This is a genomic window from Cellulomonas aerilata (assembly GCF_007991755.1).
GTDB classification, from domain to species: domain Bacteria; phylum Actinomycetota; class Actinomycetes; order Actinomycetales; family Cellulomonadaceae; genus Pengzhenrongella; species Pengzhenrongella aerilata.
In genome coordinates, this window is the sequence record NZ_BJYY01000013.1 from 331,347 (window position 1) to 355,047 (window position 23,701).

Below are 23,701 nucleotides of genomic sequence, written 5' to 3' on the forward strand. Positions count from 1 at the left end.
GCCGGTCAGCCGAGCGCGGCGGCGGGGTCCCCCGCGGCCGACTCGAGGGTGGCGCGGTCGACGGCGCCGACCAGCAGCCGGCCGTCGTCGGTGAGCAGGGCCGAGACCAGCCGGGAGGTCAGCAGCCGGCCGCTGCCCCAGGAACCCTCGACCCGCGGCAGCGCCTGGAGGAACGCGCCGGCGTCGCGACCGGCGCCCTCGGCGCCGAGCAGGTCGGTGAGGTCGGCGCCGTCGGGCAGCGCCGACACCACGACGGCGGACCAGCCCTCGCCCACGACGGCGACCCGGTCACCGGCGGCGGCACCCGGGAACGCCCCGTCGGCGGGCGCCGCGCCGGGGAGGCCGTGCTCGCCCGCACCGTCGTGGCCCGCGCGCGTGTGGCCCTCGAGGGAGTGCTCCTCGACGCTGACGCCGGGCGCCGGGGTGAAGGCGAAGACGTCGTCGGCCGGGGTGGCGAAGCTGAGCTCGGTGAACGCGACCTCCAGGGCCGGCACCGACGACCCCGCCGGCAGCACCTGCACGCGGGTCGGCACGTGCTCGGCCGCGTCGACCGCGATCCGCACGGAGCCGATCAGCGACCCGCTCGTCGCCGGCTCCAGGACCAGCTCGTACGCGGCGCGGCCGGCGACGGTGTCGTTGGGGCCGCTCGTGACGGTCGTGGTGGGCTCCAGCGCGTCGAGGACGGCCTGGGTGACCTGCTCCGGCGTGACCGGCGGGACCTCGCGCGACCACGCCGGGTCGCCGTCGTGGTCGGGGAGCGCCACGTGCGTGGCGGCGTTCTCGTCGCTGGACCAGGTCCACAGGTCCGCGCCGTCGGTGACGATGCCGTACTCACCGAGCCGGCCCTCGAGCGACACCCGGCCCTTGTGCCCCGCGGCCCAGACGCGCAGCTCCGTGGTGCCGTCCAGCAGGGCGCTGAGGTCGGTGCTGTGCTCACCGCCACCCATGCCGCCCGGAAGCACGGGCAGGCCGAGGTCCGCGTGGTGCCGGACGGTCCCGGAGAACGCGTCCACGTCCGCCGTCTGCAGGTCGGTGAGCAGCTGGGCGGCCGACCGCTCGGGCAGCTCGACCTCGGCCGAGGCGCTCAGGGCGGGCCCGGCCACGGCGCCCCCGAGGACGAGCGCGGCGACGCCGGTGGGGACGGCCCAGCGTAGGCCGGGGCGCGTGAGGGTGGTCATGACCCCATCCTCACCCCGCGAGCGGCAGGCGTCGAGAGCGCGGGCGGGCGGTTCGCCCACGGCGTCGCGCGGCCGTTCGCGCGGCGGTCACTCCTTGTGCAGGGCGGACGGCTTGTGCACCGCCTCGCCACCGCTCTTGTCGCTCTTGACCAGGTACTGCGGGTCGTCCTTCGAGGCGCGGACCGTGCGGCCGGCCGCCTCGGTGTCCTCCGTGATCTTCTTCTCGACCTTGCCCTCGGCGGTGCCGCCATGGCTCTTCCAGGTCACCGCGTCGCCGGGGTGCAGCTCGTCGTCGGCCATGTGGTCCTCCAGGGTGGGGTCGGGCTGATGGGTGTCTCGGGCTCCGGGGTGCGGCGGTCGGGTCGGGCGAGCGACCGGCCCCGGTCATCATGCTCCGGCCGGCCGCCGCCCGCGAGGCCGGCCGCGGTGCACGTCACGTCCGCCCGTCCGGCCCTGTCGCGGGGTGTCGACTACCGTGGCGAGCGTGGAACGGGTCGACGAGGGGCGAGCCCCGGGGACGTCCCGCAGCGGTCCGGACGCCCGGTCCGCAGGCGCGCCCCGGCGCACCGTGACCCTCGCCCCGGACCCCTCCAGCCCGGCCCACGCCCGCGACCTGCTGCGCCAGGTCCTCGCGGGGGCAGGGCGCCTGGAGTGCCTGGACGCCGCCGAGCTGGCCTGCACCGAGCTCGTCACCAACGCGGTGCTGCACGCGCACACCACGATCGACGTGACGGTCGAGGTCGGGGACGTGGTGCGGGTCGAGGTGCGGGACCGCAACCCCACGCTCCCCAGCCGGCGCCACTACGACCCGCACGCGACGACGGGACGCGGCCTGGCGCTGGTCGCCGCACTCACCGACGAGCACGGCGTGACCGACGCCGGCACCGCCGGCAAGACGATGTGGTTCACGGTCGGCGTCGACCACGACCACCGCACCGACGACGAGCTGACCTCCGTCTGGGACGCCGCGGAGTGGGACGCCGACCTGCCGACCCGCCGCCAGGCGCCCGCCCCGGGGCCCGTCCGCACGCGCGAGGTGCAGCTGCTCGGCCTGCCGTCCGGCCTGTGGCTCGCCGCGCGACAGCACCACGACGCCCTGCTGCGCGAGCTCGCCCTCTACGCGGCCTGGCACGACGAGCTCGCCGTCGACGTCGTGGCGACCGACCGCGCGCGCTCCACCCTGTCCGGCGCGGTCGTGGCGGCGGTCGAGCGGCGACGGCGGACCCAGGCGGCCGAGCCGCCCGACGGCACCACGCAGGGGCCCTGGGAGAACGCCCCCGTCGACCTGACGCTGGACATCCCGCTGGAGGCGGGCGGCGACTTCGCCGCGATGCAGGACACGCTGGACGCCGCCGAGCACCTCGCGCGCACCGGCCACCTGCTCGCACGGCCGGGGCTCGCGGAGGTCGTGGCGGTGCGGGACTGGGCGTGCGAGCAGGTCGTCGCCCAGCTCGCCGGCGTCCAGCCCGCGGCCTGGCCCGGCGCGGACCAGGAGAGGTTCACCCGGGAGGTGCACCCACGCCAGGGCGACGACCTCGAGGCGTTCGACCTGCTCACGGTGCGGTGCTCGTCCGCGTGCGTGGCGGCCGGGGACGACTCCAACCGCATCGTCGCGGTCAGCGAGCCGCTCGCCCGGCTCGTGGGCTGCGCTCCCGAGGAGCTCGTGGGGCGCCGCATCGTCGTGCTGGTCCCGCCCCGGTTCCGCGAGGCGCACGTCGCCGGGTTCACCCGCCACCTGAGCACCGGCGAGGTGCACGTCCTGGGCGTCCCTGTCACGGTCCCGGTGCTGCGCGCCGACGGGAGCGAGGTGCTCTGCCGCCTCCTGATCGAGCGGTCGACCGCCACCGGGGGGCGCTCGATGTACGTCGCGTCAATCGAGCCGGTCGACGAGGTGGCCGGGGCGTCCGACCGCCGGGCCGTCTGACCACCGGTACCTCTCACCGCCCGCACGTCCCACCGCCCGTCGGCAGCGGCCCCCGCGCCTCGCCCCGGACGCATCGAGGGGAGCGGCTCGCGCCGCTCCCCTCGGTCCGTCACGTCCCGGTCGTCGACCGGCTCAGCCGGTCACAGCCGGTCGCGGCCGTCGTCCGTCAGGTCCCGGTCGTCCACCAGGGCGCCGGTGCCGAGCTCGCGGCCGTCGTTCACGTCGTCCAGGGCCGGCGTGGCGCCCGGCGCGGTCGCCGTGACCGGGTCCAGCACGGGGGCGGAGCCCACGGTGCCGAGCGGCTCCGGGGTGGTGGTCGCCGGGGGCAGCGTCACGGTGTCGACCGGCACGGGCTCGACCGTCGTGACGACGTCCGTCTCGACGGTCTCCTCCTTGTCGCCGCTCTTCGACGCGACCACGGCGGCCGCGGCGGCGGCCGCGACCCCGAGGCCCACGGCGGCGGCCTTGCCGGACACCCCGGCGTGGCCCTTGTCGCCCTGGGAGGCGGACGCGTGCTCGATGCCCGGGTTCACGTCCGCGCCGGCGTTCACGTTGCCGCGCCAGGCTCCGCTGGCGTAGCCCTCCGCCTCGATGAAGGCCTTGAACCGCTCCAGGTCCGACTCCGCCTGGTTCTCCACGATGTTGAGCTTGTCGCCGATCTTCTCGACGATGCCCTCGGGCTCGTACTCGAGGGACAGGTGCACGCGGCTCTGACCGCCACCGAGGTCCTCGAACGTGACGGACCCGGCGTTGGTGGCGCCCTCCGAGGCGGCCCAGGCGACCTTCTGGTCGACGACCTGCTCGAGGATCTTCGCCTCCCACTGACGCTTCACGCCGGCGATCTCGGCGACCCACTCCAGGCGGTCGTCGGTCAGCTGCGTCACCTTCTTGACACCGCCCATGAAGTGCGGGAACTCCTCGAACTGCGTCCACTGGTTGTACGCGACGCTCACGGGCACGTTCACCAGGATCGACTTCTCGACCTTCGTCGTCATGACCTCTCCTCACGTTGACCTCGATGACGAGGCGTCACCTCGTTGCCCCGTCGGTACCGTGCCCGTCCAGCATGGCCGAAGGCGTCGGCGCTCGCGCGCCGAGCAGGTCGCCGCTCGGGACCGGCCTGCACCGGCCGCTAGGGTGCGGCCATGCTGCGCACCGTCGCGATCGAGAACTACCGGTCGCTGCGGGACGTGGTGACCGAGCTCGACACGCTCAACGTCGTCACCGGCGCCAACGGCACGGGCAAGACGAGCGTCTACCGTGCGCTGCGCCTGCTGGCGGACCTCGTGCGCGAGGGTGCCATCTCGACCCTCGCCAAGGAGGGCGGGATGCGGTCCGCGCTGCACGCGGGCGTCCGCGAGCGCGGCCCCGTGGCCATGCGCCTGGGGTTCGCCAGCGACGAGCTGTCCTACGCGATCGACCTGGGCCTGCCGCCGCTGGGGCCGTTCCACCTCGACCCGGAGGTCAAGACCGAGGCGGTGTGGGCGGGGCCGGTGCTGCGCCCGGCGACCCTGCTCGCCGAGCGCCGCGGCCCGCGCGTGCGGACCCGCGACGCCGACGGCGTGTGGCAGGCGGCGCCCTGGACGGTCGGCGACCACGAGTCGCTGATGTCGGCGCTCGCCGACCCGTCGCAGACCCCCGAGCTGTACGCGATCCGGCAGCAGGCCACGCGGTGGCGGTTCTACGACCACTTCCGGACCGACTCCGGCGCCGACGCCCGCAGGCCCGGGGTGGCGACCTTCACCCCGGTGCTCGCCGCGGGAGGGGACGACCTCGCGGCCGCGCTGCTGACGATCGAGCGGATCGGGTGGGCGCAGGCGCTGCAGGACGCCGTGGCGTCCGCCTTCGACGGCTCGGCCCTGCTGACGACCGAGGACGACGACGGCGGGTGCCGGTTCGCCCTGCGCCAGCCGGGCATCCGGCGGCCCCTGGGAGCCGCCGAGCTGTCCGACGGGACCCTGCGGTTCCTGCTGCTCGCCGCGGCACTGCTCTCGCCCCGCCCGCCCGGCCTGCTGGTGCTCAACGAGCCCGAGTCCAGCCTGCACGCGAGCCTCATGCCCGCCCTGGCCGCCCTGGTCGTCGACGCGTCCGAGCGCAGCCAGGTCGTGGTCGTCACGCACTCCCCCGACCTGGTCCGTGCCCTGCGGCCGCAGGCGCGACTGGTCGAGCTGGAGAAGTCCGGGGGTGCTACCACGATCGCCGGGCAGCCGTCGCTGGACGGTCCGGCGTGGGCGTGGCCGCAGCGCTGACCGTCGGGACGGCGGGCTCAGGCGCCCAGCATCGCGTCGACCGCGCGGGGGGCGAACACCTGGTCGACCACCATCCGGGTCATGCCGACGATCCCGGCGTCCTCCCCGAGCGAGGCGAGCCGCACCTCGAGGTGACGGGTCGCGCGGGGCAGGGAGCGCGGGTACAGCGTCTCGCGCACACCGCTGATCAGCGCCGACGACGCCAGCGCGCCGCCGACGAGCAGCACCCCGGGGTTGACCAGGCACACCACCGTCGCCATGACGCCGCCGATCACCCGGCCCGCCTCCTGGGTGCGGCGGGTCGCCGCGACGTCGCCGCGCGACAGCAGCGCGCGGACGTCACGCCCGGAGGCGGCCGGGATCCCCTCCGCGGTCAGCGCCTGGGCCACGGCGCGTCCACTGGCGACCGCGGCCAGGCACCCGCGGGCGCCGCACTGGCAGACGGCGTCGTCGTGCCCGGACAGCCGCACGTGGCCGATGTCCCCCGCCCCGCCGTCGATCCCCTGGTAGACGCGGCCGTCGATGACGATGCCGGTGCCGATCCCGGTGGAGACCTTGACCAGGCACAGCGCCCGGCAGTCGAGGTACCCCGAGGAGTACTCCCCCAGCGCCATCGCGTTGGCGTCGTTCTCGACGAGGACGGGGACGCCGAAGCCGTCGTGCAGGTGCTCGGCGACCGGGTAGGCGTCCCAGCCCGGCATGATCGGCGGCTGGCTCGGCCGCAGCGTCGCCGGGTCCACCGGACCGGGGACCGAGATGCCGAACCCGCTGACCCGTGCGGCCGGCAGGCCCTGACCGTCCAGCAGGTCGCGTGCGGCGCCGGCGATCCCGGACAGCACCGCCTCCGGGCCGTCCTCGACGGCGACGTCGAGCTGCCGGTCGGCCAGGATGCGGCCGGAGAGGTCCGTCAGCGCCGTGCGCGAGTGCGTGGTGTCGACCGTCGCGGAGATGACGACCGAGTGCGTGACGTCGAGCTCCAGCCGCGCGGGGCGGCGCCCGCCGGACGCCCGCTCGGACCCGGCCTCGCGGATCAGCCCCGCGGCCAGCAGCACGTCCACGCGCTGGGCCACGGTCATCCGGGACAGCCCGGTGAGGCCCAGGAGGTCCCCCCTCGTGCGTGCGCGACCGTGCCGGATGAGCTCGAACACGTCGCCGGGGCCGGACGGCATGGCGCACCTCCGCGTCGTCGTGCGGTCCCACGTCCACCGGGGACCTGCGGCACAGCGGCCCGACGCCCACGTCACGTTTGCGCAACGCGTGGGCGTCTTCTGCTCGACCATTATGCATAGCGTCGCTAGCGTCGTGGCTGATGTGCAGGAGGGTCGACGCGGCCGACGACGGTCCGCGCGCCGGCGCGACGGAGCGTCGAGGCTCGACCTGCCGCACCGAGAAGGAGCTCGGCGATGACACGGACGAGACGACGGACCCTCGCTGCCGCCGGCCTGGTGGCCGTCACCGCACTGGCCGCCTGCAGCGGCGGTGGTGACGACGGCGGCGGCGACGGCGGGGACGGCACCGACGAGGCCGGCGGGAGCATCACCCTGTGGATCCAGGAGGACCTGCCCGACCGGGTCGCCGCGACGCAGGCGATCGTCGACGAGTTCACCGCCGCGAGCGGCGTCGAGGTCGAGCTGATCCCCGTCGCCGAGGACCAGTTCGACCAGCTGCTCACGTCGTCCGCGGCGGCAGGTGACCTCCCCGACGTCATCGGCGGGATCTCGCTGCCCCAGGTGCGCACGCTCTCGGCCAACGAGCTGGTCGACACGGACGCCGTCGGCGCCGTGCTCGAGGAGCTCGGCGCCGACACGTTCGCCGAGAGCGCGATCGAGCTGACCTCCGACGGCGACACCCAGCTCGCCATCCCGAGCGAGTCGTGGCTGCAGCTGCTCGTGTACCGGACCGACCTGTTCGAGGCGGCCGGCCTGGACGCACCGACCTCCTACGAGGCGGTGCTGGCGGCCGCCGAGGCGCTCCACTCCCCCGAGGTCGCCGGCTTCGTCGGTGCGACGGCGCCGGGCGACGCCTTCACCGAGCAGACGTTCGAGCATGTCGCGCTCGGCAACGGCTGCCAGCTGGTCGACGAGGAGGGCGAGATCCAGCTCGACAGCGCCGAGTGCGTCGAGGCGCTCGACTTCTACGGGAACCTCATCCAGAACTACTCGGTGCCCGGAGCGCAGGACGTCGACACCGTGCGCGCCACGTACTTCGCCGGGCAGGCGGCGATGTTCATCTGGTCGAGCTTCATCCTGGACGAGATGGCCGGACTGCGCGACGAGGCGCTGCCGTCCTGCGCCGAGTGCGCGGCGGACCCGGCCTTCCTGGCCAAGAACAGCGCCGTGGTCACGGCCCTGGAGGGTCCCGGCGGCAGCGAGCCCGCGCAGTTCGGCGAGATCACCTCGTGGACCGTCACCGCGGGGGCCGACTCCGAGCCCGCCCAGCAGCTCATCCAGTACATGCTCTCCGACGGGTACCTGCCGTGGATCGAAATCGCGCCGGAGGGCAAGGTCCCGGTGCGGCTGGGCACCTCCGACAACCCCACCGAATACTCCGACGCGTGGGGCGACATGGAGGTCGGCGTCGACCGGAAGGCCCCGCTGTCGGAGTTCTACGGTCCGGAGGTGCTCGAGGAGCTGGGCACCGGCCCGGAGCGCATCGCGCGGTGGGCCCTGCCGCAGGGCCAGGGCGACCTGCTCGGCGCGCTGCAGGGCGAGCAGCCGGTCGCGACCGCGGTCAACGACGTCACGCAGGGGACGCCTGCCGAGGACGCGGCGACGGAGGCCGCCGAGGCCGCCCGTGAGATCCAGGAATCGGTCTCGTGAGCCAGATCGCGGGGCCGGCGGTCGTGGCCGGGGGCCAGGCCCCCGGCGCGCCGTCGCCCCGCGGGCCCCGCAGGCGCAGGTCCGCCCGGGGTCGGGAGGAGAGCCGCACCGGGCTCCTGCTCATCACGCCGACCGTCGTCATCGTCGTCGCGGTCGTGGTGCTGCCGGTCCTGTGGACGGTCTCGCTCGCGTTCCAGTCCGTGCGGCTGCTCAACCTCCGCACCACCGGGATCATCGGCGACTACACGGTGGAGAACTTCGTCGACGTGCTGACGTCGTCCGGCTTCGCCGAGTCGCTGCTCACGACGGTCCTCTACTCCGTGCTGGGGACCGCCGGCGCCATCCTCGTCGGCCTCGTGGCGGCGCTGGCGCTGCGCCACCCGTTCCGCGGCCGGGGGGTCATCCGGGCCGCTCTCCTGCTCCCGTACGTCGCGCCCGTCGTGGCGGCGACGTTCGTGTGGACGACGATGCTCAGCCCGCAGTTCGGCGTCGTGAACCACTGGGGGACCCGGCTGCTCGGCTGGGACGAGCCCGTCGCCTTCCTCAGCTCGCGGTCCGACGAGGTCTCCCTGCTCGGGCTGGACGTCTCGGTCCCCACCGCGCTGCTGACGGTCATCGCGTTCGAGGCGTGGCGGTCCTTCCCGTTCGCGTTCCTCTTCCTCACCGCGCGGCTCCAGGCCGTCCCGGACACCCTCGACGAGGCCGCGCGGGTGGACGGCGCCACGCCGACCCAGCGGCTGCGGCACATCCTCATGCCGCAGCTCCTGCCGACCATCGCCGTCCTGAGCGTGCTGCGCTTCATCTGGACGTTCAACAACTTCGACGACATCTACCTGCTGACCGGCGGCGGCGCGGGCACCGAGGTGGTCTCGGTCCGGGTCTTCGACTTCCTCACCGCGCGCGGGGACATCGGCGCCGCCGCGGCGCAGTCCCTCGTGCTCGCCGCGATCCTCGCGGTCGCCGTGACGGCGTACCTCAAGCTCTTCGGCCGACCGGAGGAGGTGGCATGAGCACCACCCGGACCCCTCCCGCCCGCACCGCCGTCGACGGCGGCCGCAGCCGGCGCCCACGGTCGGCAGGCGGTGGCCTGTCCCGGGACGCGGTGGAGAACGCCACGATCCGCCTGCTGCGGCCTCTCGTGGTCGTCGTGCTGCTGCTCGTCTCGGTCTTCCCCTTCTACTACATGGTGGTGCTGTCGCTGCGGCCGCTGGACGCCGTCCTGCGCGACCCCGGCGCCCTGTGGGTGCCACCGGACCAGGTGGACCCGGACACCTACGCCGACGTGCTCCGCTCCGTGCAGTCCGGCGGCCAGGGGTTCCTCACCTTCATCGGCAACAGCCTGGTCGTGGCGCTGGCCACGGTGGCCCTGTCGATGCTGGTCGCGGTGCCGGGCGCGTACGCGGTCAGCCGCCTGGAGTTCTTCGGGCGGCGCCGGATCAGCGCGCTGTTCCTGGCGGTCTACTTCTTCCCCGCGATCCTGCTCGCGGTCCCGCTGTTCGTGTTCTTCACGCGGATCGGCCTGCGCGGCTCGCTGGTGGGGCTGCTGGTCGTCTACGTCGCGCAGGTCGCGGCCGTGACGATCTACATGCTGCGCAACTACTTCGACACCATCCCGGTGAGCCTGGAGGAGGCCGCCGCGATCGACGGCGCCACCCGCCTGCAGGTCATGCGCAAGATCGCCCTGCCGCTGGCGATGCCCGCGATCGTGTCCAACGGGCTGTTCGTCTTCATGATCGCGTGGAACGAGTTCCTGTTCGCGCTGCTGTTCCTGGTCGAGCGCCGCGACCGCTGGACGGTGTCGCTGGGCCTGTCCCAGCTCGCCGGCAGCATCGAGGTCCCCACCACCGTGCTCATGGCCGGGTCGGTGATCCTCACGCTGCCGATCGTCGTGCTGTTCTTCGCCAGCGAGCGGCTGCTCGTCGGCGGGCTGACGGCCGGCGCGGAGAAGGGCTGACGCGCAGCCGTGCCCAGCGTCGTCCAGCTCTCCGCGCCCGGGGTCGTCAGGCTCGTCCCGTGCGAGCCCCAGCCCCTGACGCCGGGGGCCGTGCGGGTGCGCACGTGGTACTCGGGCATCTCGGCGGGCACCGAGCTGACCGCGTACCGCGGCTCCAACCCGTACCTGACGAAGGCCTGGGACACCGGGCGCCGGCTGTTCCTCGACGGCGACCCGAGCGTCGCCTACCCCATGGCGGGCTGGGGCTACTCCGAGGTCGGCGAGGTCGTGGAGGCGGCCGACGACGTCCGCGCACCCGCGGTGGGCGAGGTCGTCCACGGCGTCTGGGGCCACCGCAGCGACGCGGTCGTCCCGGCCGCGTCCCTGGCGGCTCGGCAGGTCCCGGCGGGCCTGGACCCGCTGCACGCGGTCTTCGCGCGGGTGGGCGCCATCGCCCTCAACGCGGTGCTCGCCGCCGACGTGCACCTCGGCGAGCGGGTCGCCGTCTTCGGGCAGGGCGTGATCGGCCTGCTCGCGACCCGGCTGGCCCGGCTCAGCGGCGGCGACGTCGTGGCGGTGGACGGCCTCGAGCACCGCCTCGCGCTCGCGCGCCTCATGGGAGCGACCGCCGTCGTCCCGGTGACCGCGCCCGGGGGTGCCGGCGTCGGGGTCCGTGCGGTGACCGGCGACGCCGGCGTGGACGTCGCCATCGAGCTCAGCGGCAGCTACCGCGCGCTGCACGAGGCGGTGCGCTCCGTCGTCCCGGACGGCACCGTCGTGGCGTCGGGCTTCTACCAGGGCGGCGGGGAGCAACTGCGGCTCGGTGAGGAGTTCCACCACAACCGCGTCCGGATCGTCGCGAGCCAGATCGGCGGCACGCCGGCGGCGCTGGGGCCCCGGTGGGACCACGAGCGGCTCGTCCGGGTCTTCATGGCGCAGGTCGCGTCCGGCGCGGTCGACGTCCGGCCGCTGGTCACCGACGTGCTGGACGCCGACCGGGTCGCGGAGGCCTTCGCGCGGCTCGACGGCGGCGGGGGCGAGACCCTGCAGGTGATCCTGCGGTTCGACGGCGACCCGGCAGCCGGCCCGACCGGGGCTGACCTCGCGTGAGCACCGGCGGCCTCCGCACGGTCGACGAGGTGCGGGTCGACCCTGACCGGGCGCGGGTGTACGAGGAGGGCTGGCAGAGCTGGAGCCCCACGACCTGGTACCGCGCGGACGAGACGTCACGCCGGCCGCGGCGGGACTGGCAGCACACGATGCGCTATCGCGCCGGTGCCGAGCTGCCCGGGCGGGGGTTCCAGGGCTCAGGGCTGCTGGTCCTCGACCCCGGCACGGGTGACCCGGTGCGCGTCTACGGCGCCGGCTTCTCCCCCGACCACGTGCCGTCGATCCGCGCCGAGCTAGTAGGCGACCGCCTGGTGGTGACCGCCGACGGGGGCGTGACGGCCCGGACGGCACGCGACGCGACCGCGGGGCTCGCCGACTTCGGGGACCGGTACGCCGCCCAGGCCGGCGCGGTGCCGCGGGCGGCCCCGACGGTGTGGTGCTCCTGGTACCGGTACTTCCTCGAGGTGACCGAGGCCGACGTCGTGGAGAACCTCGGGGCCATCGGCCGGCACGACCTCCCGGTCGACGTCGTCCAGGTGGACGACGGGTGGCAGTCCGGGATCGGCGACTGGACCACGCCGTCCGCCCGGTTCGCGTCGCTGCCCCGGCTGGCGGGCACCATCCGCGCGGCGGGACGTCGCGCCGGGATCTGGGTCGCACCGTTCCTGGCCGGCTCGGGCAGCGACCTCGCCCGCGAGCACCCCGACTGGCTGGTCGGCGACGCCGGCGTCAACTGGGGGCAGAGCCTGCACGGCGTCGACCTGACGCACCCGGGCGCGCGCCGGTACCTGGGGGACGCGTTCCGCGCACTGCGCGAGGCGGGCTTCGACTACTTCAAGCTCGACTTCCTCTACGGCGGCACCGCACCCGGACCGCGGCACGACCCCACGGTCACGCCCGTGGCGGCGTACCGGTCCGGGCTGGAGCTCGTCCGCGACGCCGTCGGCCCCGACGCCTACCTCGTCGGCTGCGGCGCCCCCCTGCTGCCCAGCGTCGGGCTCGTGGACGCGATGCGGGTCTCCCCCGACACCTTCCACGTGGACGCCCAGGACGGGTCCCGGGGGCTGCGCGGGGAGATGGCGACGACGGCGCGTGCCTGGCAGCACGGGCGGCTCTGGGTCAACGACCCCGACTGCGTGGTCATGCGCGCGTCCTACGCGCTGCGCGAGAGGTGGGCCCACGTGGTCGAGCGGTACGGCGGCCTGCGGTCCTGCTCGGACCGCATCGCCGAGCTCGACGCGTGGGGGCTGGAGACCACCCGCACGCTGCTCGCCACCGCGCCACCGCCGACGCCGTTCCCGCACACCGTCCCGGCCCCGCCACCACTGGAGCACCGACCATGACGTGTCCTGGCACCCGGTGCGGACGATGAGCGCCGCGACCTCCTCCGGCAGGACGCCCTCGGACCTGACATCGGCCGCCGTGCGCGTCCTGGAGAGGAACTGGACGGGCTCGCACACGCTGCCGGCCACCGGCCTGTACCCGCACCAGTGGAGCTGGGACTCGGCCTTCATCGCCGTCGGGCTGCGGCACGTCGCCCCCGCCCGCGCCCAGCAGGAGCTGGAGTCCCTCACCCGCGGGCAGTGGGCGGACGGGCGGATCCCGCAGATCGTCTACGACGTCCGGCGCGACGACGACTACGCTCCCGGTGCCTCGTTCTGGGCGTCGCCGCGGATCGACCCGCCGCCGCCCGTCCCCACGGCCGGGCTGGTGCAGCCGCCCAACCACGCGTGGGCCGCCTGGCTGGTGCACCAGGCGGACACCGCCGCGTCGGTCGCGCGCGGCTTCCTGCCGCGCCTGTACCCGCGCCTCGTCGCCTGGCACGAGTACCTGCGCACGCGCCGGGACCACGGCGGACGGGGGCTCGCGAGCGTCATCCACCCGTGGGAGTCCGGGATGGACAACCTCCCGCTGTGGGACGGCGCTCTGGCGCCCGTGCCCGGGACCCCGACGACCGTGCTGGGGCGTCCGGACCTCCAGCACGCGGACCTGACCGAGCGGCCGAGCCAGAAGGAGTACGGCAAGTACTTCTGGCTCGCCGAGCACTACCGCGACCGCGGCTGCGACGACACCGACGGGCTGGACCGGTTCGTCGCGGAGGACCCCACCTTCAACACGCTGTGGGCGGCCTCGGAGGAGGCGCTCGCCCGCATCGCCGAGGTCGCCGGCGCAGACCCCGAGCCGCACCTGGCCCGGGCCGCCGCGATCACCGCCGCGCTCGAGAGCCTCTACGACGACCGGCTCGGGCTGTACGTGGCGCACGACGTCGTGCGGGACGAGCCGATCCGCAAGGCGACCGTCTCGGGGCTCACGCCGCTGCTGCTCGCCGACCTCCCGCACGCCGAGCAGGTGCTGGCGACGCTGGACGGCCCACGCTTCCTGGGCGACGACCCGCTCATGGTGCCCAGCTACGACGTCACCGCGGACGACTTCCGGCCCTCGCAGTACTGGCGCGGGCCGGCCTGGTTCAACATGACCTGGCTGGTCGTCCAGGGGCTGCGCCGGCACGGGCGGACGGGCACCGCGGACGCGCTGTCCGCGCACACGCGACGGCTGGCCGTCGAGCACGGGTTCCCCGAGTACGTCCACCCGTTCACCGGCGCCCCCCACGGGGCCCGCAGCTTCAGCTGGACGGCCGCGCTCGCGCTGGACCTCGAGGCGTCCGACGGCGGGGTGGCGGGGCCCGCGTAGCCGCGAGCCCGCCCGGCGTGCGACCGACGGACCGCCGCACATTGTGCGCCATCGTGGCGAGCGCGCAAGGCGTCGATCTGCGCGTGGCACACGTCTGCCAGGTTGAGCGTCCAGGGGCCTCCCGGCCGTCCCGTGCGACGCGCGTCGACCTACCGTCGTCCATATCGCCGCCGTGGTCGACAGCCCGACCCCGCGGCCCCCCCTCCCATGCTCGCTCCTGCCTGGAGACCGTCATGCCCGCTGTCCGCAGCCGCTCGTCCCGTGCCCTGCTCCTCCCCGCCCTCGCGCTCAGCGTGCCGCTCGCTCTCGGGACGGTCGGCTGGCTCCAGCTCGCCCACGGGCTGCAGCCGACCGCCCAGGCCGCCCCCCACGAGACGGCCGCGAGGCCGCCGGACCCCGGCGGCCCGGACGGGGCCGTCCACCAGCACGTCGACCCCGCGCTCGCGGCTCCCCCGGCGATCGCGACCGGGACGGCCGCGGCCGGTCACGACCACGCCGACCCCGCCACCGCCGCCGTACCGCACGACCACGCCGACCCTGCCGCCGCTGCCGCACCGCACGACCACGCCGACCCCGCCGCCGCTGCCGCACCGCACGACCACGCCGACCCGGCCGCCGCTGCCGCCCCGGCGCCGACGGATGCCGGCGGTCACGTGGACCACACCGCCATGGCGATCCTCTCCGGTCAGATGGACGGCCCCTCGCTGCCCACCAACGGCACGGACGACGCCGCCGCGGCGGCCGCTCCCACCTCCGCGCGCGGCCACCACGACATGGCCGGGATGAGCGCGCTGACCCACTGGCTCCGGGACGGCCTGCTCGCCGTCCCGGTCGTGCTCGCGGCGCTGCTGGCCGGCGGCGCGGTGTCCGCCGCCGCCGCCCGCAGGGGCGCCGCCGTCCGCGGGCTGCGCCGCTCGGCCACGGCGTCCGCCGCCGGACGCGGCGGGGTCGCGGCGCTCGCGCTGGCCGTGGCCAGCCCCGGCCACGGGCTGCTGTTCGAGGAGCCGGTCAACGGCCCCGTCGCGCACGCCGCCGAGGTGTTCGTCCTGGCACTGCCGGCCACGGTGCTCGTCGCGATGCTCGCCAGCGTCACCGTCGGCGCAGGCCGGGCGGTGCGGACCGAGCTCGCCCGGCGGGCCGGCCCCGCGCGTCCCCGCCGCGCGGCGGTGGCGGGCGTCGTCGCCCTCGCGGTGGGTGGTGTCTCCCTGGTCATGATGCCGACCGCGCAGGCGGCGTCGAGCGCCGGGGTCTGCCCCGCAGGGTCGCGCTCCATCACCTACGACATCTCCGCGTTCCGGATCTCGATCCCCCTCAACGGGTGGGGTGACCGGCTCCCGGACGGCACGATCTACGCGCTGCAGGGCAAGGACGCCCGGGTCGGCAAGACCCAGATGCTCGCGAACCCGAACCTCACCCAGCCCCTCGTGATCCGCGCCAACGTCGGCGACTGCGTCACCGTGGTGCTCAAGAACGACCTCACCCGCCGCGTCGGCGTCCACCCGGACGGCCTGGTGCAGCTCGACCCCGAGGCCTCCGACGGCGCACGGGTCGGCAAGAACCCGGACACCACCGTCGCCCCGGGCGGCTCCCGCACCTACACCTGGTACGCGGACAAGCAGGGCGAGGCACCGATCAGCGACATCGCCAACGTCGACACGGCCGACCCCCGCCACACCACCGTCCAGGACGGGCTGTACGGCGCCGTCGTCGTGCACCCCAAGGGCTCCGTGTGGCGCAACTCCACCACCGGTGCCGACCTGCTGGCCGGCGGACGCGCGGTCGAGACCCAGACCTACGCCGACGTCGTCACCCCGACCGGCGCGCTGCGGTCGTACGCCATGGTGCTGATGGACGAGAACGAGGACGTCAAGGACCGCAACGGCAACCAGCCGACGTACCCCACCACGGGCCTGCCGGACTCGACGTTCGGCATCAACTACCGCTCCGAGCCCCTGCGCAACCGCATGCGCGCGATCCTGGAGCACCGCGGGACCGTCACGCCGGAGAACCCGAACGGCGTCGCCAAGACCATCACGCTGCCCAACGGCAAGGTCTTCACCCCGGCGGACCACTTCTGCGACGGCTACGTGCCCGAGCTCGACCGGGTCGTGGACGACCCGGGCGCCAAGTGCCTGAACGAGGAGTCGCACCTGCAGTCGTGGGTGTTCGGCGACGAGGGCAAGCTCGTCCGCAAGGCGGCCGAGGGCAAGATCACCGTCGACTCGGACAACCTCATCCCCAAGGCCTACGTCGGTGACGCCGTGCAGTTCCACGTCGTGCACCCGGGCGCCAAGGAGAGCCACCCGTGGCACCAGCACACCCAGCGCTGGTTCAAGGACCCCAACAACCCCGACTCCCCGCGCAACGACGTGCAGTCCATCGGTCCGGGCGAGGGCTACCGGATGGAGATCGAGGGCGGCGCCGGCGGCACCCAGCGCACCGCCGGTGACTCGATCTTCCACTGCCACCTGTACCCGCACTTCGCCCAGGGCATGTGGGGCCACCTGCGGATCTTCGACAAGCTCCGCAACGGCACCCAGTCCTACGCGGACGGCACGCCCATCCAGGCGCTGCGCGAGCTCCCCAGCCGCGTGGGCCAGACCGCGGCCCCGACCGCCGCGCAGCCCGGCTTCCCGCTGTTCGTCAAGGGCGACTTCGCCCAGCGGGCGTACCGCGCGCCGAACGCCGTCGTGAAGGACCAGTTCGCCGCGATCCGCCGCCCCGGGGACGCCCCTCGCGGCCCCACGGCGCTCGAGGCGGCCGGCCTGCCGGCGCTCGACCCGGCCAAGCCCGGCAACGGCTACATCGACCCGTGCCCGGCGGGCGCCCCGACCCGCACCTACCGCCCGCACGTCGTGGACGTGCCCATCAGGTACAACAGCGCCGGCTGGACCGACCGTCAGGGTCGCGTGTACGTGGAGGAGTCGCAGGCGGCCGCCGTCCGGGCCGGGACCTCAGCACCCGAGCCGTTCACGATCCGCGCCCGGCTCGGTGAGTGCGTCCAGGTGTTCACCACCAACGACCTCCACCTCGACGAGGACCCGGCCGTGCCCCTCGACCACGTGAACCGGCTCGACGGCGACTACATGCACGAGGAGGAGACCAGCGAGGTCTCCACCCACGTGCACCTGGTCAAGTTCGACGAGCTCGCCTCCGACGGCACGAGCGTCGGGTGGAACTACAGCTCGTCCGCGATGCCCGGCCAGACCTACGGCTACCGGTGGTTCATCGACCAGCCGCTGCGCACGGTGTTCTTCCACGACCACCAGTACGCGAACCTGCACCAGCAGAAGGGCCTCTTCGCCGCGCTGCACGTGGAGCCGGCCGACGCGACCTGGCACGACCCGAGGACCGGCGCGCCGACCGACGGCACCGGGACGGTCGCCGACATCCGCTCCGCCAGCGGGCCGGACTTCCGCGAGATCAGCGTCTTCCACCAGGACCGCATCCCGATGTGGAAGGACGGCGGCGCCGGCGACCCGGTCAACCCGCCGCCCGCCGTGGACGACTACGGCGCGGACCAGGGCGGGTACGCCCTCAACTACCGCAACGAGCCGTTCCAGATCCGGGTGAAGAAGGGCGTGGCGGGGCCCAAGGGCGACCCGGCGTACGTCTACTCCTCCACCGTGCACGGCGACCCGTCGACCCCGGTGTTCCGGGCCTACACCAAGGACCCGGTCGTCGTCCGCAACGTCGACGGGAGCCACGAGGAGGTCCACACCTTCAACGTGCACGGGCACCGGTGGCTGAACGAGCCGGACAACGCCCGCTCCACGATCGTGGACAACCAGAGCCTGTCCGTGGCCGAGTACTACAACTACGAGGTGAGCGGCGCCCGCGTCGGTCGCAAGTCCCGCACGGCGGACAGCACCCTCAAGCAGGCGCGCAACGACCAGGCGAACGGTGCTCCCAGCATCCTGGCCGGTGGCGCCGGACGCCCTGGTGACTACCTCTACGGCTCGACGCCGCTGGACGACCAGTGGCTGGGCATGTGGGGCATCTTCCGGGTGCCGGACGGAGCCGTGGGCGACCTGCAGCCCCTGCCCGACCGCGGTGCGCCCGCAGCGGCGGCCACCCCGTGGCCCGCGCTCCAGCCGGGCCAGGCGCTCAACGCCAAGCCGCCGAACGCGGTCAACACGTGCCCCGTCGGCTCCCCGCTGCGCACCTACGACGTGGCGGCGATCAACAAGGACATCGTCTACAACGCGAAGACCGGGGACCACGACCCCGCCGGTGCGCTGTACGTCCTGAGCGCGGACGAGGCCGCGGTGCGGGCCGGGACCAAGCCCACCGAGCCGCTCTTCATCCGGGCCAACGCGGGCGACTGCGTCGCGGTGACGCTGACCAACAGGCTCCCCGCCGGCGGCCTGCCGGCGCACACCGGTGACGTCCCGCTCCCCGCGGACGCCCCGTTCCCGTCCGGCAACCGGGTGTCGATCCACGCCGCGCTGCTCGAGTACGACGTCAAGCGGGCCGACGGAGCCACGGTCGGGCACAACTTCGACCAGACCGTGGCGCCGGGGCAGTCGATCACCCAGTACTGGTACGTGCCCGAGGAGCTGGCCGGTGCCAGCGTCACCCTCGCCGACTTCGGCGACCGTCGCGGCCACCGGCACCACGGGCTGCACGGCGGGCTGCTGGTCGAGCCGAAGGGCTCGACCTGGACCCACCCGCAGACCGGCGCCCCGGTGACCACCGGCGCGAGCGCGGTGATCCGGTGGACCGACGCCGCCGGCAAGCCGCAGGTGTACCGCGAGCACGCCCTGGAGTGGCAGGACGGGCTCAACCTCCGCACCGCCTCGGGGGCGGCCATCGCCCCGGCCGGTCCGGTCGACGACCCGTACGACCTCGGCAACCGCGGGGTCAGCTACCGCACGGAGCGGTTCGCGCCTCGCCTCGCCAAGGACCCGGCGCAGTCGAACGTCTTCAGCTCCGTCGTCCACGGCGACCCGGCCACACCGGTGATCCGTGCCTACGTCGGGGACCCGGTCCGCATCCGGCTGCTGGCCAGCAGCGACCGGGGACGCGCGCACACGTTCGTGCTGGGCGGGCACGGCTGGAACTACCAGCCTGCGGACCCGGCGTCGACGGTCGTGAGCGCGCGGGGTCTCCTGGTCGCCAGCCAGGCGTCCTCCCACGACCTCGTGGGCGGGGCCGGTGGGCCGCGTGGCACGAGCGGCGACTTCCTCTACCGCGACGGCAACCAGGCGAACCAGACCAACGCCGGGCTGTGGGGGCTGCTGCGGGTGCACAGCACCACCCAGGCCGACCTGCCGAGGATCCGGTGACCGGCAGGCCGCCCCTGGACTGCTGAGCCTGCTGAGCGGCCAGCGCCCACCCGGCGGCCTCGGTCGGACCGAGGCCGCCGGGCAGGCGTGGGGGATGACGCCGTGTGGGACGACGCCGGGTCCGGCACAGTGGGACCGGGCAGCACGGCGCGACGTCCGGCGCGACAGCCGGGCAAGGGGGCAAAACATGAGGGATCTGTCAGCGTCGACCCAAGACGATCTGGAGGTCGTGGTGCTGTTCACCGAACCGACCACCCGCGCCCGCGTGCGCGGCACCCTGGAACGGCAGGGCTACCGGATCGCGCAGCCCGACCGGCTGCTGGAGTGGGTCACCGGCAGGCGACCGCACGTGCTGGTGGTGACCGGGGACGACCCGCCGGCGCAGCGGGCGCGAGCAGCGGTGATGCGCGCCGCCCCGGAGGCCGCGTGCGTCGTCCTCGCCACGGACCCCACGCCCGGCCGGTACCGCGAGCTGATGGAGACGTGCACCGCCGTCCTCCCCGAGTCCGCACCGCAGGAGGACGTCGCCGTGGCGGTCGCCGGGGCGTGGCGCGAGCTGAGCTGTCTGCCCCGGTCGGCCGCCCGGGCCCTGTCCGGCGACGGGTCCACCGCGCCGTCGCCGGCCGTGACCGTGGCCCCCCGTGAGGCGGGGTGGCTCCGGGCCCTGGCCGACGGCGCCACCGTCGCCGGTCTCGCCCGGACGGCCGGGTACTCCCCCCGCGAGATGTACCGCCTGCTGAGCGCCCTGTACGCCCAGCTCGGCGCAGCCGGCCGGACCGAGGCGCTGCTGCGGGCGGACCGTCTGGGGTTGCTCTCGGTGACGGCCCCGGGTCCGGATGCGTCCGTCCCCCGGCCGCATCCCGCGTCGTCGTCGCGGAGCGTGACGTCATGACCGCCGACGTCGTGAGGTCGCTCGTGTCGACCGCGTGGCTCGCGGAGCACGCGGCGGACCCCGGCGTCCGGGTCCTGGAGGTGGACGGGGAGGCGGCCCGCTACTACGACGGCCACGTCCCCGGCGCCCTGCCCGTGGACTGGCTGGACGACCTGCACGCCCCGGTGCGCCGCGGCTTCGCGGACGCACCGGCGCTCGCCGCCCTCCTCGGCCGCCTCGGGGTGACCCCGACCACGCACGTCGTCCTGCTCGGCGACGCGCACAACACCTACGCGGCCAGCGCCTTCTGGCTGCTGCGCTACTACGGCCACGGGCCGCTCAGCCTGGTCGACGGCGGCCGGCGGGCGTGGGAGGTGGAGGGCCGGCCGCTCAGCACGGAGGTGCCGGAGCCCGCCCCGGCCGACTACCCGGAGCCGTCCCCCGTGTCGTCCGTCCGAGCCAGCCGGGACGACATCCTCCAGCGCTTCGTCCCGGGGCTGCCCGGGACCGCGCTGCTCGACTGCCGGACCCAGATCGAGTACGAGGGGCACGGTGCGCGCGGCGTGGACCTGCCGGTGGAGCGCCACCGGGTGCCCGGCCACATGCCCGGTGCCCGCAACCTCGACTCGATCGACGTGCTGGACGAGGCGACGCACCGGTTCCGTCCCCTGCCCGAGCTGCGCGCCATGTTCGCCGACCGCGGCGTGGAGCCCGACACCGAGGTGGCGCTGTACTGCCGGCTGGCGGAGCGCAGCTCGCTGCTGTGGTTCGCACTGCACGAGGTCGTCGGGCACGGGCGCGCGCGCAACTACGACGGCGGCTGGGCCGAGTACGGCAGCCTCGTCGACGTGCCGGTGGAGCGCTAGAGGGCGCGGCGGCCGTCAGGCGCGGAGCCGGCGGGCGACGCCTCGGGCCACCCGGAACGCGAGCCATCCGCCCACGACCCAGGGTCCGGCGACGATGACCGGGTCCAGGGTCTGGTGCCGGATGTCGACCCGCCCACGGCGGGAGGCGATCGGGTGGGCGCCCGGCTCGGCCAGCACGCCGGTCTCGGTGATCGGGTTGTCCGGGTGCAGGGTCGCGAACGACGCGAGGTGGCTCTCCACGGCGTCGACCCGGTCCGCCGCGATGAGGATCAGCCAGTGCGCGGCGCGGCCCTCGCTGAAGCGCCGGTAGGCGTACTTGCGCAGGACGCCGGACAGCGCCTTGGGCGGCTGGGCCGTCCCGAAGACGGGCGTGAGCCGGCTGTGCTCGATCGAGCGCTCGCGCGGCCAGAGCTCGGGCTGCTGCTCGGGGAGGTCCCAGTGGGCACCGGTCGTCCCGGGCGAGAAGACCTCGCGGGGGACGGACGGGCGGTCGCGCGGGTCGAGGTCGGCGCCCCAGCCCGGGATGCGGGCGCGCAGCTGCTCGGGCGTCTCCGGCAGCGGCGGCTTGGCGGACGTGTAGGTCATGGCGGTCTCCTGCCCGGTCAGCCGGCGTTCGGGACGACGAGCGGCTTGATGCAGCCGTCGAGCTTGTTGGAGAAGATGTGGTAGCCCTCCGCGATGTGCTCCAGCGGGATGCGGTGGGTCACGATGTCGCTGGGCTTGAAGTAGCCGTTCTGCAGGTGCTCGAACAGCCGCGGCCACTGGCGCTTCACCGGCGCCTGGTTCATCCGGAGCGTCAAGCCCTTGTTGACGGCGTCGCCGAACTTCACCGCGCTGAAGATCGGCCCGTACGCGCCCATGACGGAGACGGTCCCGCCCTTGCGGACGGAGTCGATCGCCCAGTTCAGCGCGATCGGGGAGCCGCCCTGCAGCTTGAGCTTGGCCCCGGTGAGGTGCTGCAGCAGGTTGCCGTCGGCCTCGGCGCCCACGGCGTCGATGGCCCGGTCGGCGCCGAGCCACCCGGTCGTCCGCTTCATCTCCACGACGATGTCCTGGTACTCGGTGAAGTTGAGCGTCTCGGCGTGCGCGAACTCCCGCGCCTTGGCGAGCCGGTACTCGAGGTGGTCGACGACGATGACTCGGCCGGCGCCCATCAGCCACGCCGACCGTGCCGCGAACAGCCCGACCGGTCCCGCGCCGAACACCACGACGACGTCGCCCTCGACGATGTCGGCGAGCTGGGCGCCGAAGTAGCCGGTCGCCAGGGCGTCGGTGCACAGGACGGCGTCCTCGTCGGCCAGCCAGTCGGGGATGACGGAAGGACCCACGTCGGCGAACGGCACCCGGACGAACTCGGACTGGCCGCCGTCGTACCCGCCGGCCGTGTGGGAGTACCCGTAGATGCCGCCGACCGCCGTCGCGTTGGCGTTGACGTTGTGGCAGTTGGAGTACAGGCCGCGGGCGCAGAAGAAGCACGACCCGCAGAAGATGTTGAACGGAACCATGACCCGGTCCCCGACCTTCAGGTTCTGCACCGAGGGCCCGACCTCGTGCACGATCCCGACGAACTCGTGACCGAACGTGTGCCCGACGCGGGTGTCCGGCAGCAGCCCGTGGTAGAGGTGCAGGTCCGACCCGCAGATCGCGGCGAGGGTGACCCGGATGATGGCGTCGTTCGGGTGCTCGATCCGCGGGACGTCCTTCTCCTCGACCCGGATCTTGTAGGGCCCGCGGTAGACCATCGCTCGCATTGACGCCGCCTCGCTCGTGCCGAAGACCTGACAGCGACAGCCTCACACCGTTGCCGGTGCCCCGCGCGCCGACCACCGTGGGCAGGTCGCCGTCGCGCACGACACCCCCGCGCGTGCTGGGCTGGGCCCATGGAGACGCCGCAGGACGCTGCCGAGCACCCGGTGGACCGCGAGGACGACGAGGCGAGCACCGAGGACAAGGACACGGCCCTCGACCGCGTCATCCTCGAGGGCCGGCCCCGCCTGCACCGCAGCACCGCGGACCTGCTGGCGACCGGCACGGTCGCCGGGGTGGAGGTGGGGTTCGGGGTGCTCGCCCTGCTGACCGTCGAGCACCTGACCGGCAGCACGCTGCTCGGTGCGCTCGCGTTCTCGGTCGGGCTGATCGCCCTGCGCCTGGGTCACAGCGAGCTGTTCACCGAGGGGTTCCACATCCCGGTCATGGTCGTGGCCGCCAAGGAGGCGACCGTCGCCCAGCTGCTGCGCCTGTGGGCCGGCACGCTGGTCGGCAACCTCGCCGGCGGGTGGGTGCTCGCGTGGCTCGTGGCGACCGGCCTGCCGGACCTGCACGAGACCGCCGGCGCGAGCGCGCGGGAGTTCACCGCGGCGCTCGACGGCCGGGCCTTCGTCCTCGCCGTCCTGGCCGGCGGCGCCATCACGCTGCTGACCCGCATGCAGCAGGGCACCGAGGACGACGTCGCCCGGATCGTCGCGGCGGTCGCCATCGCCTTCGTGATCGTGGGCACCGGGCTGCTGCACTCGGTGCTGGACACGCTGATCATCTTCGTCGCGCTGCACGCCCAGCAGCCGGGGATCTCCTACGGCACCTGGCTGCCGTGGTTCGGGTTCGTGGTGGCGGGCAACCTGGTCGGCGGGCTGGTGCTCACCACGATGCTGCGCCTGATCCGCAGCCGCGAGCGGATCGAGCAGTGGCGTGCGGCGGCTGATCGCTGACCTACGGGGATCAGTCCGGGGTCACGAGGGGCGCCGACGGACGCCGGTGGGTCAGCGGTCAGCGAGT

Annotated in this window: 18 protein-coding genes; 12 read left to right on the top strand and 6 right to left on the bottom strand. The window is 74.4% G+C overall.

Features of this window, described 5'->3' with window-relative positions; genetic code table 11:
• Positions 1 to 5: 5 nt before the first annotated feature.
• Together CAE01nite_RS09695 and CAE01nite_RS09700 are read right to left on the bottom strand one after the other, a co-directional pair.
• A complete protein-coding gene (locus CAE01nite_RS09695) occupies positions 6 to 1,178 on the bottom strand; it encodes a LolA family protein (RefSeq protein WP_146903358.1) in 1,173 nt (390 codons plus the stop codon).
• A gap of 87 nt (positions 1,179 to 1,265) precedes the next feature.
• The gene (locus CAE01nite_RS09700; RefSeq protein ID WP_146903361.1) at positions 1,266 to 1,478 is read right to left on the bottom strand and encodes a hypervirulence associated TUDOR domain-containing protein; all 213 of its coding nucleotides are present in this window, start codon (positions 1,476 to 1,478) and stop codon (positions 1,266 to 1,268) included.
• Between the two features lie 184 nt (positions 1,479 to 1,662).
• Between CAE01nite_RS09700 and CAE01nite_RS09705 the strand changes: the two genes are divergently transcribed.
• Positions 1,663 to 3,102, top strand: a complete 1,440-nt coding sequence (locus CAE01nite_RS09705; RefSeq protein ID WP_186816495.1) for a PAS domain S-box protein — start codon at positions 1,663 to 1,665, stop codon at positions 3,100 to 3,102.
• 140 nt (positions 3,103 to 3,242) lie between these two features.
• On the opposite strand, the gene CAE01nite_RS09710 is transcribed toward CAE01nite_RS09705, so the two are convergent.
• The gene (locus tag CAE01nite_RS09710) at positions 3,243 to 4,097 is read right to left on the bottom strand and encodes an SRPBCC family protein (protein WP_146903367.1); all 855 of its coding nucleotides are present in this window, start codon (positions 4,095 to 4,097) and stop codon (positions 3,243 to 3,245) included.
• A 150-nt stretch (positions 4,098 to 4,247) separates the two neighbouring features.
• Between CAE01nite_RS09710 and CAE01nite_RS09715 the strand changes: the two genes are divergently transcribed.
• On the top strand, positions 4,248 to 5,351 hold the full coding sequence (locus CAE01nite_RS09715) for an AAA family ATPase (RefSeq protein ID WP_146903370.1): 1,104 nt from the start codon (positions 4,248 to 4,250) through the stop codon (positions 5,349 to 5,351).
• A 17-nt stretch (positions 5,352 to 5,368) separates the two neighbouring features.
• Here the strand turns inward: CAE01nite_RS09715 and CAE01nite_RS09720 are convergent, their stop codons facing one another.
• Positions 5,369 to 6,520, bottom strand: coding sequence for an ROK family transcriptional regulator (locus tag CAE01nite_RS09720; RefSeq protein ID WP_146903372.1), 1,152 nt, complete (start codon positions 6,518 to 6,520; stop codon positions 5,369 to 5,371).
• 234 nt (positions 6,521 to 6,754) lie between these two features.
• Between CAE01nite_RS09720 and CAE01nite_RS09725 the strand changes: the two genes are divergently transcribed.
• The 9 genes from CAE01nite_RS09725 to CAE01nite_RS09765 all read left to right on the top strand — a co-directional run bounded on the left by CAE01nite_RS09725 (position 6,755) and on the right by CAE01nite_RS09765 (position 20,929).
• The gene (locus CAE01nite_RS09725; protein ID WP_146903375.1) at positions 6,755 to 8,170 is read left to right on the top strand and encodes an ABC transporter substrate-binding protein; all 1,416 of its coding nucleotides are present in this window, start codon (positions 6,755 to 6,757) and stop codon (positions 8,168 to 8,170) included.
• Positions 8,167 to 9,180, top strand: a complete 1,014-nt coding sequence (locus CAE01nite_RS09730) for a carbohydrate ABC transporter permease (protein ID WP_246131124.1) — start codon at positions 8,167 to 8,169, stop codon at positions 9,178 to 9,180. Before CAE01nite_RS09725 ends, CAE01nite_RS09730 begins: the two co-directional genes overlap by 4 nt.
• Positions 9,177 to 10,124 (top strand): carbohydrate ABC transporter permease, encoded by a 948-nt coding sequence (locus CAE01nite_RS09735; RefSeq protein WP_146903378.1) that lies wholly within the window; start codon positions 9,177 to 9,179, stop codon positions 10,122 to 10,124. Before CAE01nite_RS09730 ends, CAE01nite_RS09735 begins: the two co-directional genes overlap by 4 nt.
• 9 nt (positions 10,125 to 10,133) lie before the next feature.
• Complete coding sequence (locus tag CAE01nite_RS09740) at positions 10,134 to 11,213, top strand: zinc-dependent alcohol dehydrogenase (RefSeq protein WP_146903381.1); 1,080 nt, start codon at positions 10,134 to 10,136, stop codon at positions 11,211 to 11,213.
• Positions 11,210 to 12,556 carry a glycoside hydrolase family 36 protein gene (locus CAE01nite_RS09745; protein ID WP_222595872.1) on the top strand — a complete coding sequence of 449 codons (1,347 nt, stop codon included), beginning with the start codon at positions 11,210 to 11,212 and terminating at the stop codon, positions 12,554 to 12,556. Before CAE01nite_RS09740 ends, CAE01nite_RS09745 begins: the two co-directional genes overlap by 4 nt.
• A 25-nt stretch (positions 12,557 to 12,581) precedes the next feature.
• Complete coding sequence (locus CAE01nite_RS09750) at positions 12,582 to 13,904, top strand: MGH1-like glycoside hydrolase domain-containing protein (RefSeq protein WP_146903383.1); 1,323 nt, start codon at positions 12,582 to 12,584, stop codon at positions 13,902 to 13,904.
• 233 nt (positions 13,905 to 14,137) lie between these two features.
• Positions 14,138 to 19,192, top strand: coding sequence for a multicopper oxidase domain-containing protein (locus CAE01nite_RS09755; RefSeq protein ID WP_146903386.1), 5,055 nt, complete (start codon positions 14,138 to 14,140; stop codon positions 19,190 to 19,192).
• A gap of 187 nt (positions 19,193 to 19,379) precedes the next feature.
• Positions 19,380 to 20,084, top strand: coding sequence for a helix-turn-helix transcriptional regulator (locus tag CAE01nite_RS09760; protein ID WP_146903389.1), 705 nt, complete (start codon positions 19,380 to 19,382; stop codon positions 20,082 to 20,084).
• Positions 20,081 to 20,929, top strand: a complete 849-nt coding sequence (locus CAE01nite_RS09765; protein WP_146903392.1) for a sulfurtransferase — start codon at positions 20,081 to 20,083, stop codon at positions 20,927 to 20,929. The genes CAE01nite_RS09760 and CAE01nite_RS09765 overlap by 4 nt, the downstream gene beginning before the upstream one ends.
• A gap of 15 nt (positions 20,930 to 20,944) precedes the next feature.
• Here CAE01nite_RS09765 and CAE01nite_RS09770 read toward each other — a convergent pair whose 3' ends face one another.
• Together CAE01nite_RS09770 and CAE01nite_RS09775 are read right to left on the bottom strand one after the other, a co-directional pair.
• Positions 20,945 to 21,514, bottom strand: coding sequence for a hypothetical protein (locus tag CAE01nite_RS09770; protein ID WP_146903395.1), 570 nt, complete (start codon positions 21,512 to 21,514; stop codon positions 20,945 to 20,947).
• Between the two features lie 17 nt (positions 21,515 to 21,531).
• Positions 21,532 to 22,680 carry a zinc-dependent alcohol dehydrogenase gene (locus tag CAE01nite_RS09775; protein WP_146903397.1) on the bottom strand — a complete coding sequence of 383 codons (1,149 nt, stop codon included), beginning with the start codon at positions 22,678 to 22,680 and terminating at the stop codon, positions 21,532 to 21,534.
• Positions 22,681 to 22,809: 129 nt separating this feature from the next.
• Here CAE01nite_RS09775 and CAE01nite_RS09780 point away from each other — a divergent pair, with 129 nt between their 5' ends.
• Positions 22,810 to 23,634, top strand: coding sequence for a formate/nitrite transporter family protein (locus CAE01nite_RS09780; protein ID WP_146903400.1), 825 nt, complete (start codon positions 22,810 to 22,812; stop codon positions 23,632 to 23,634).
• Positions 23,635 to 23,701 lie beyond the last annotated feature (67 nt).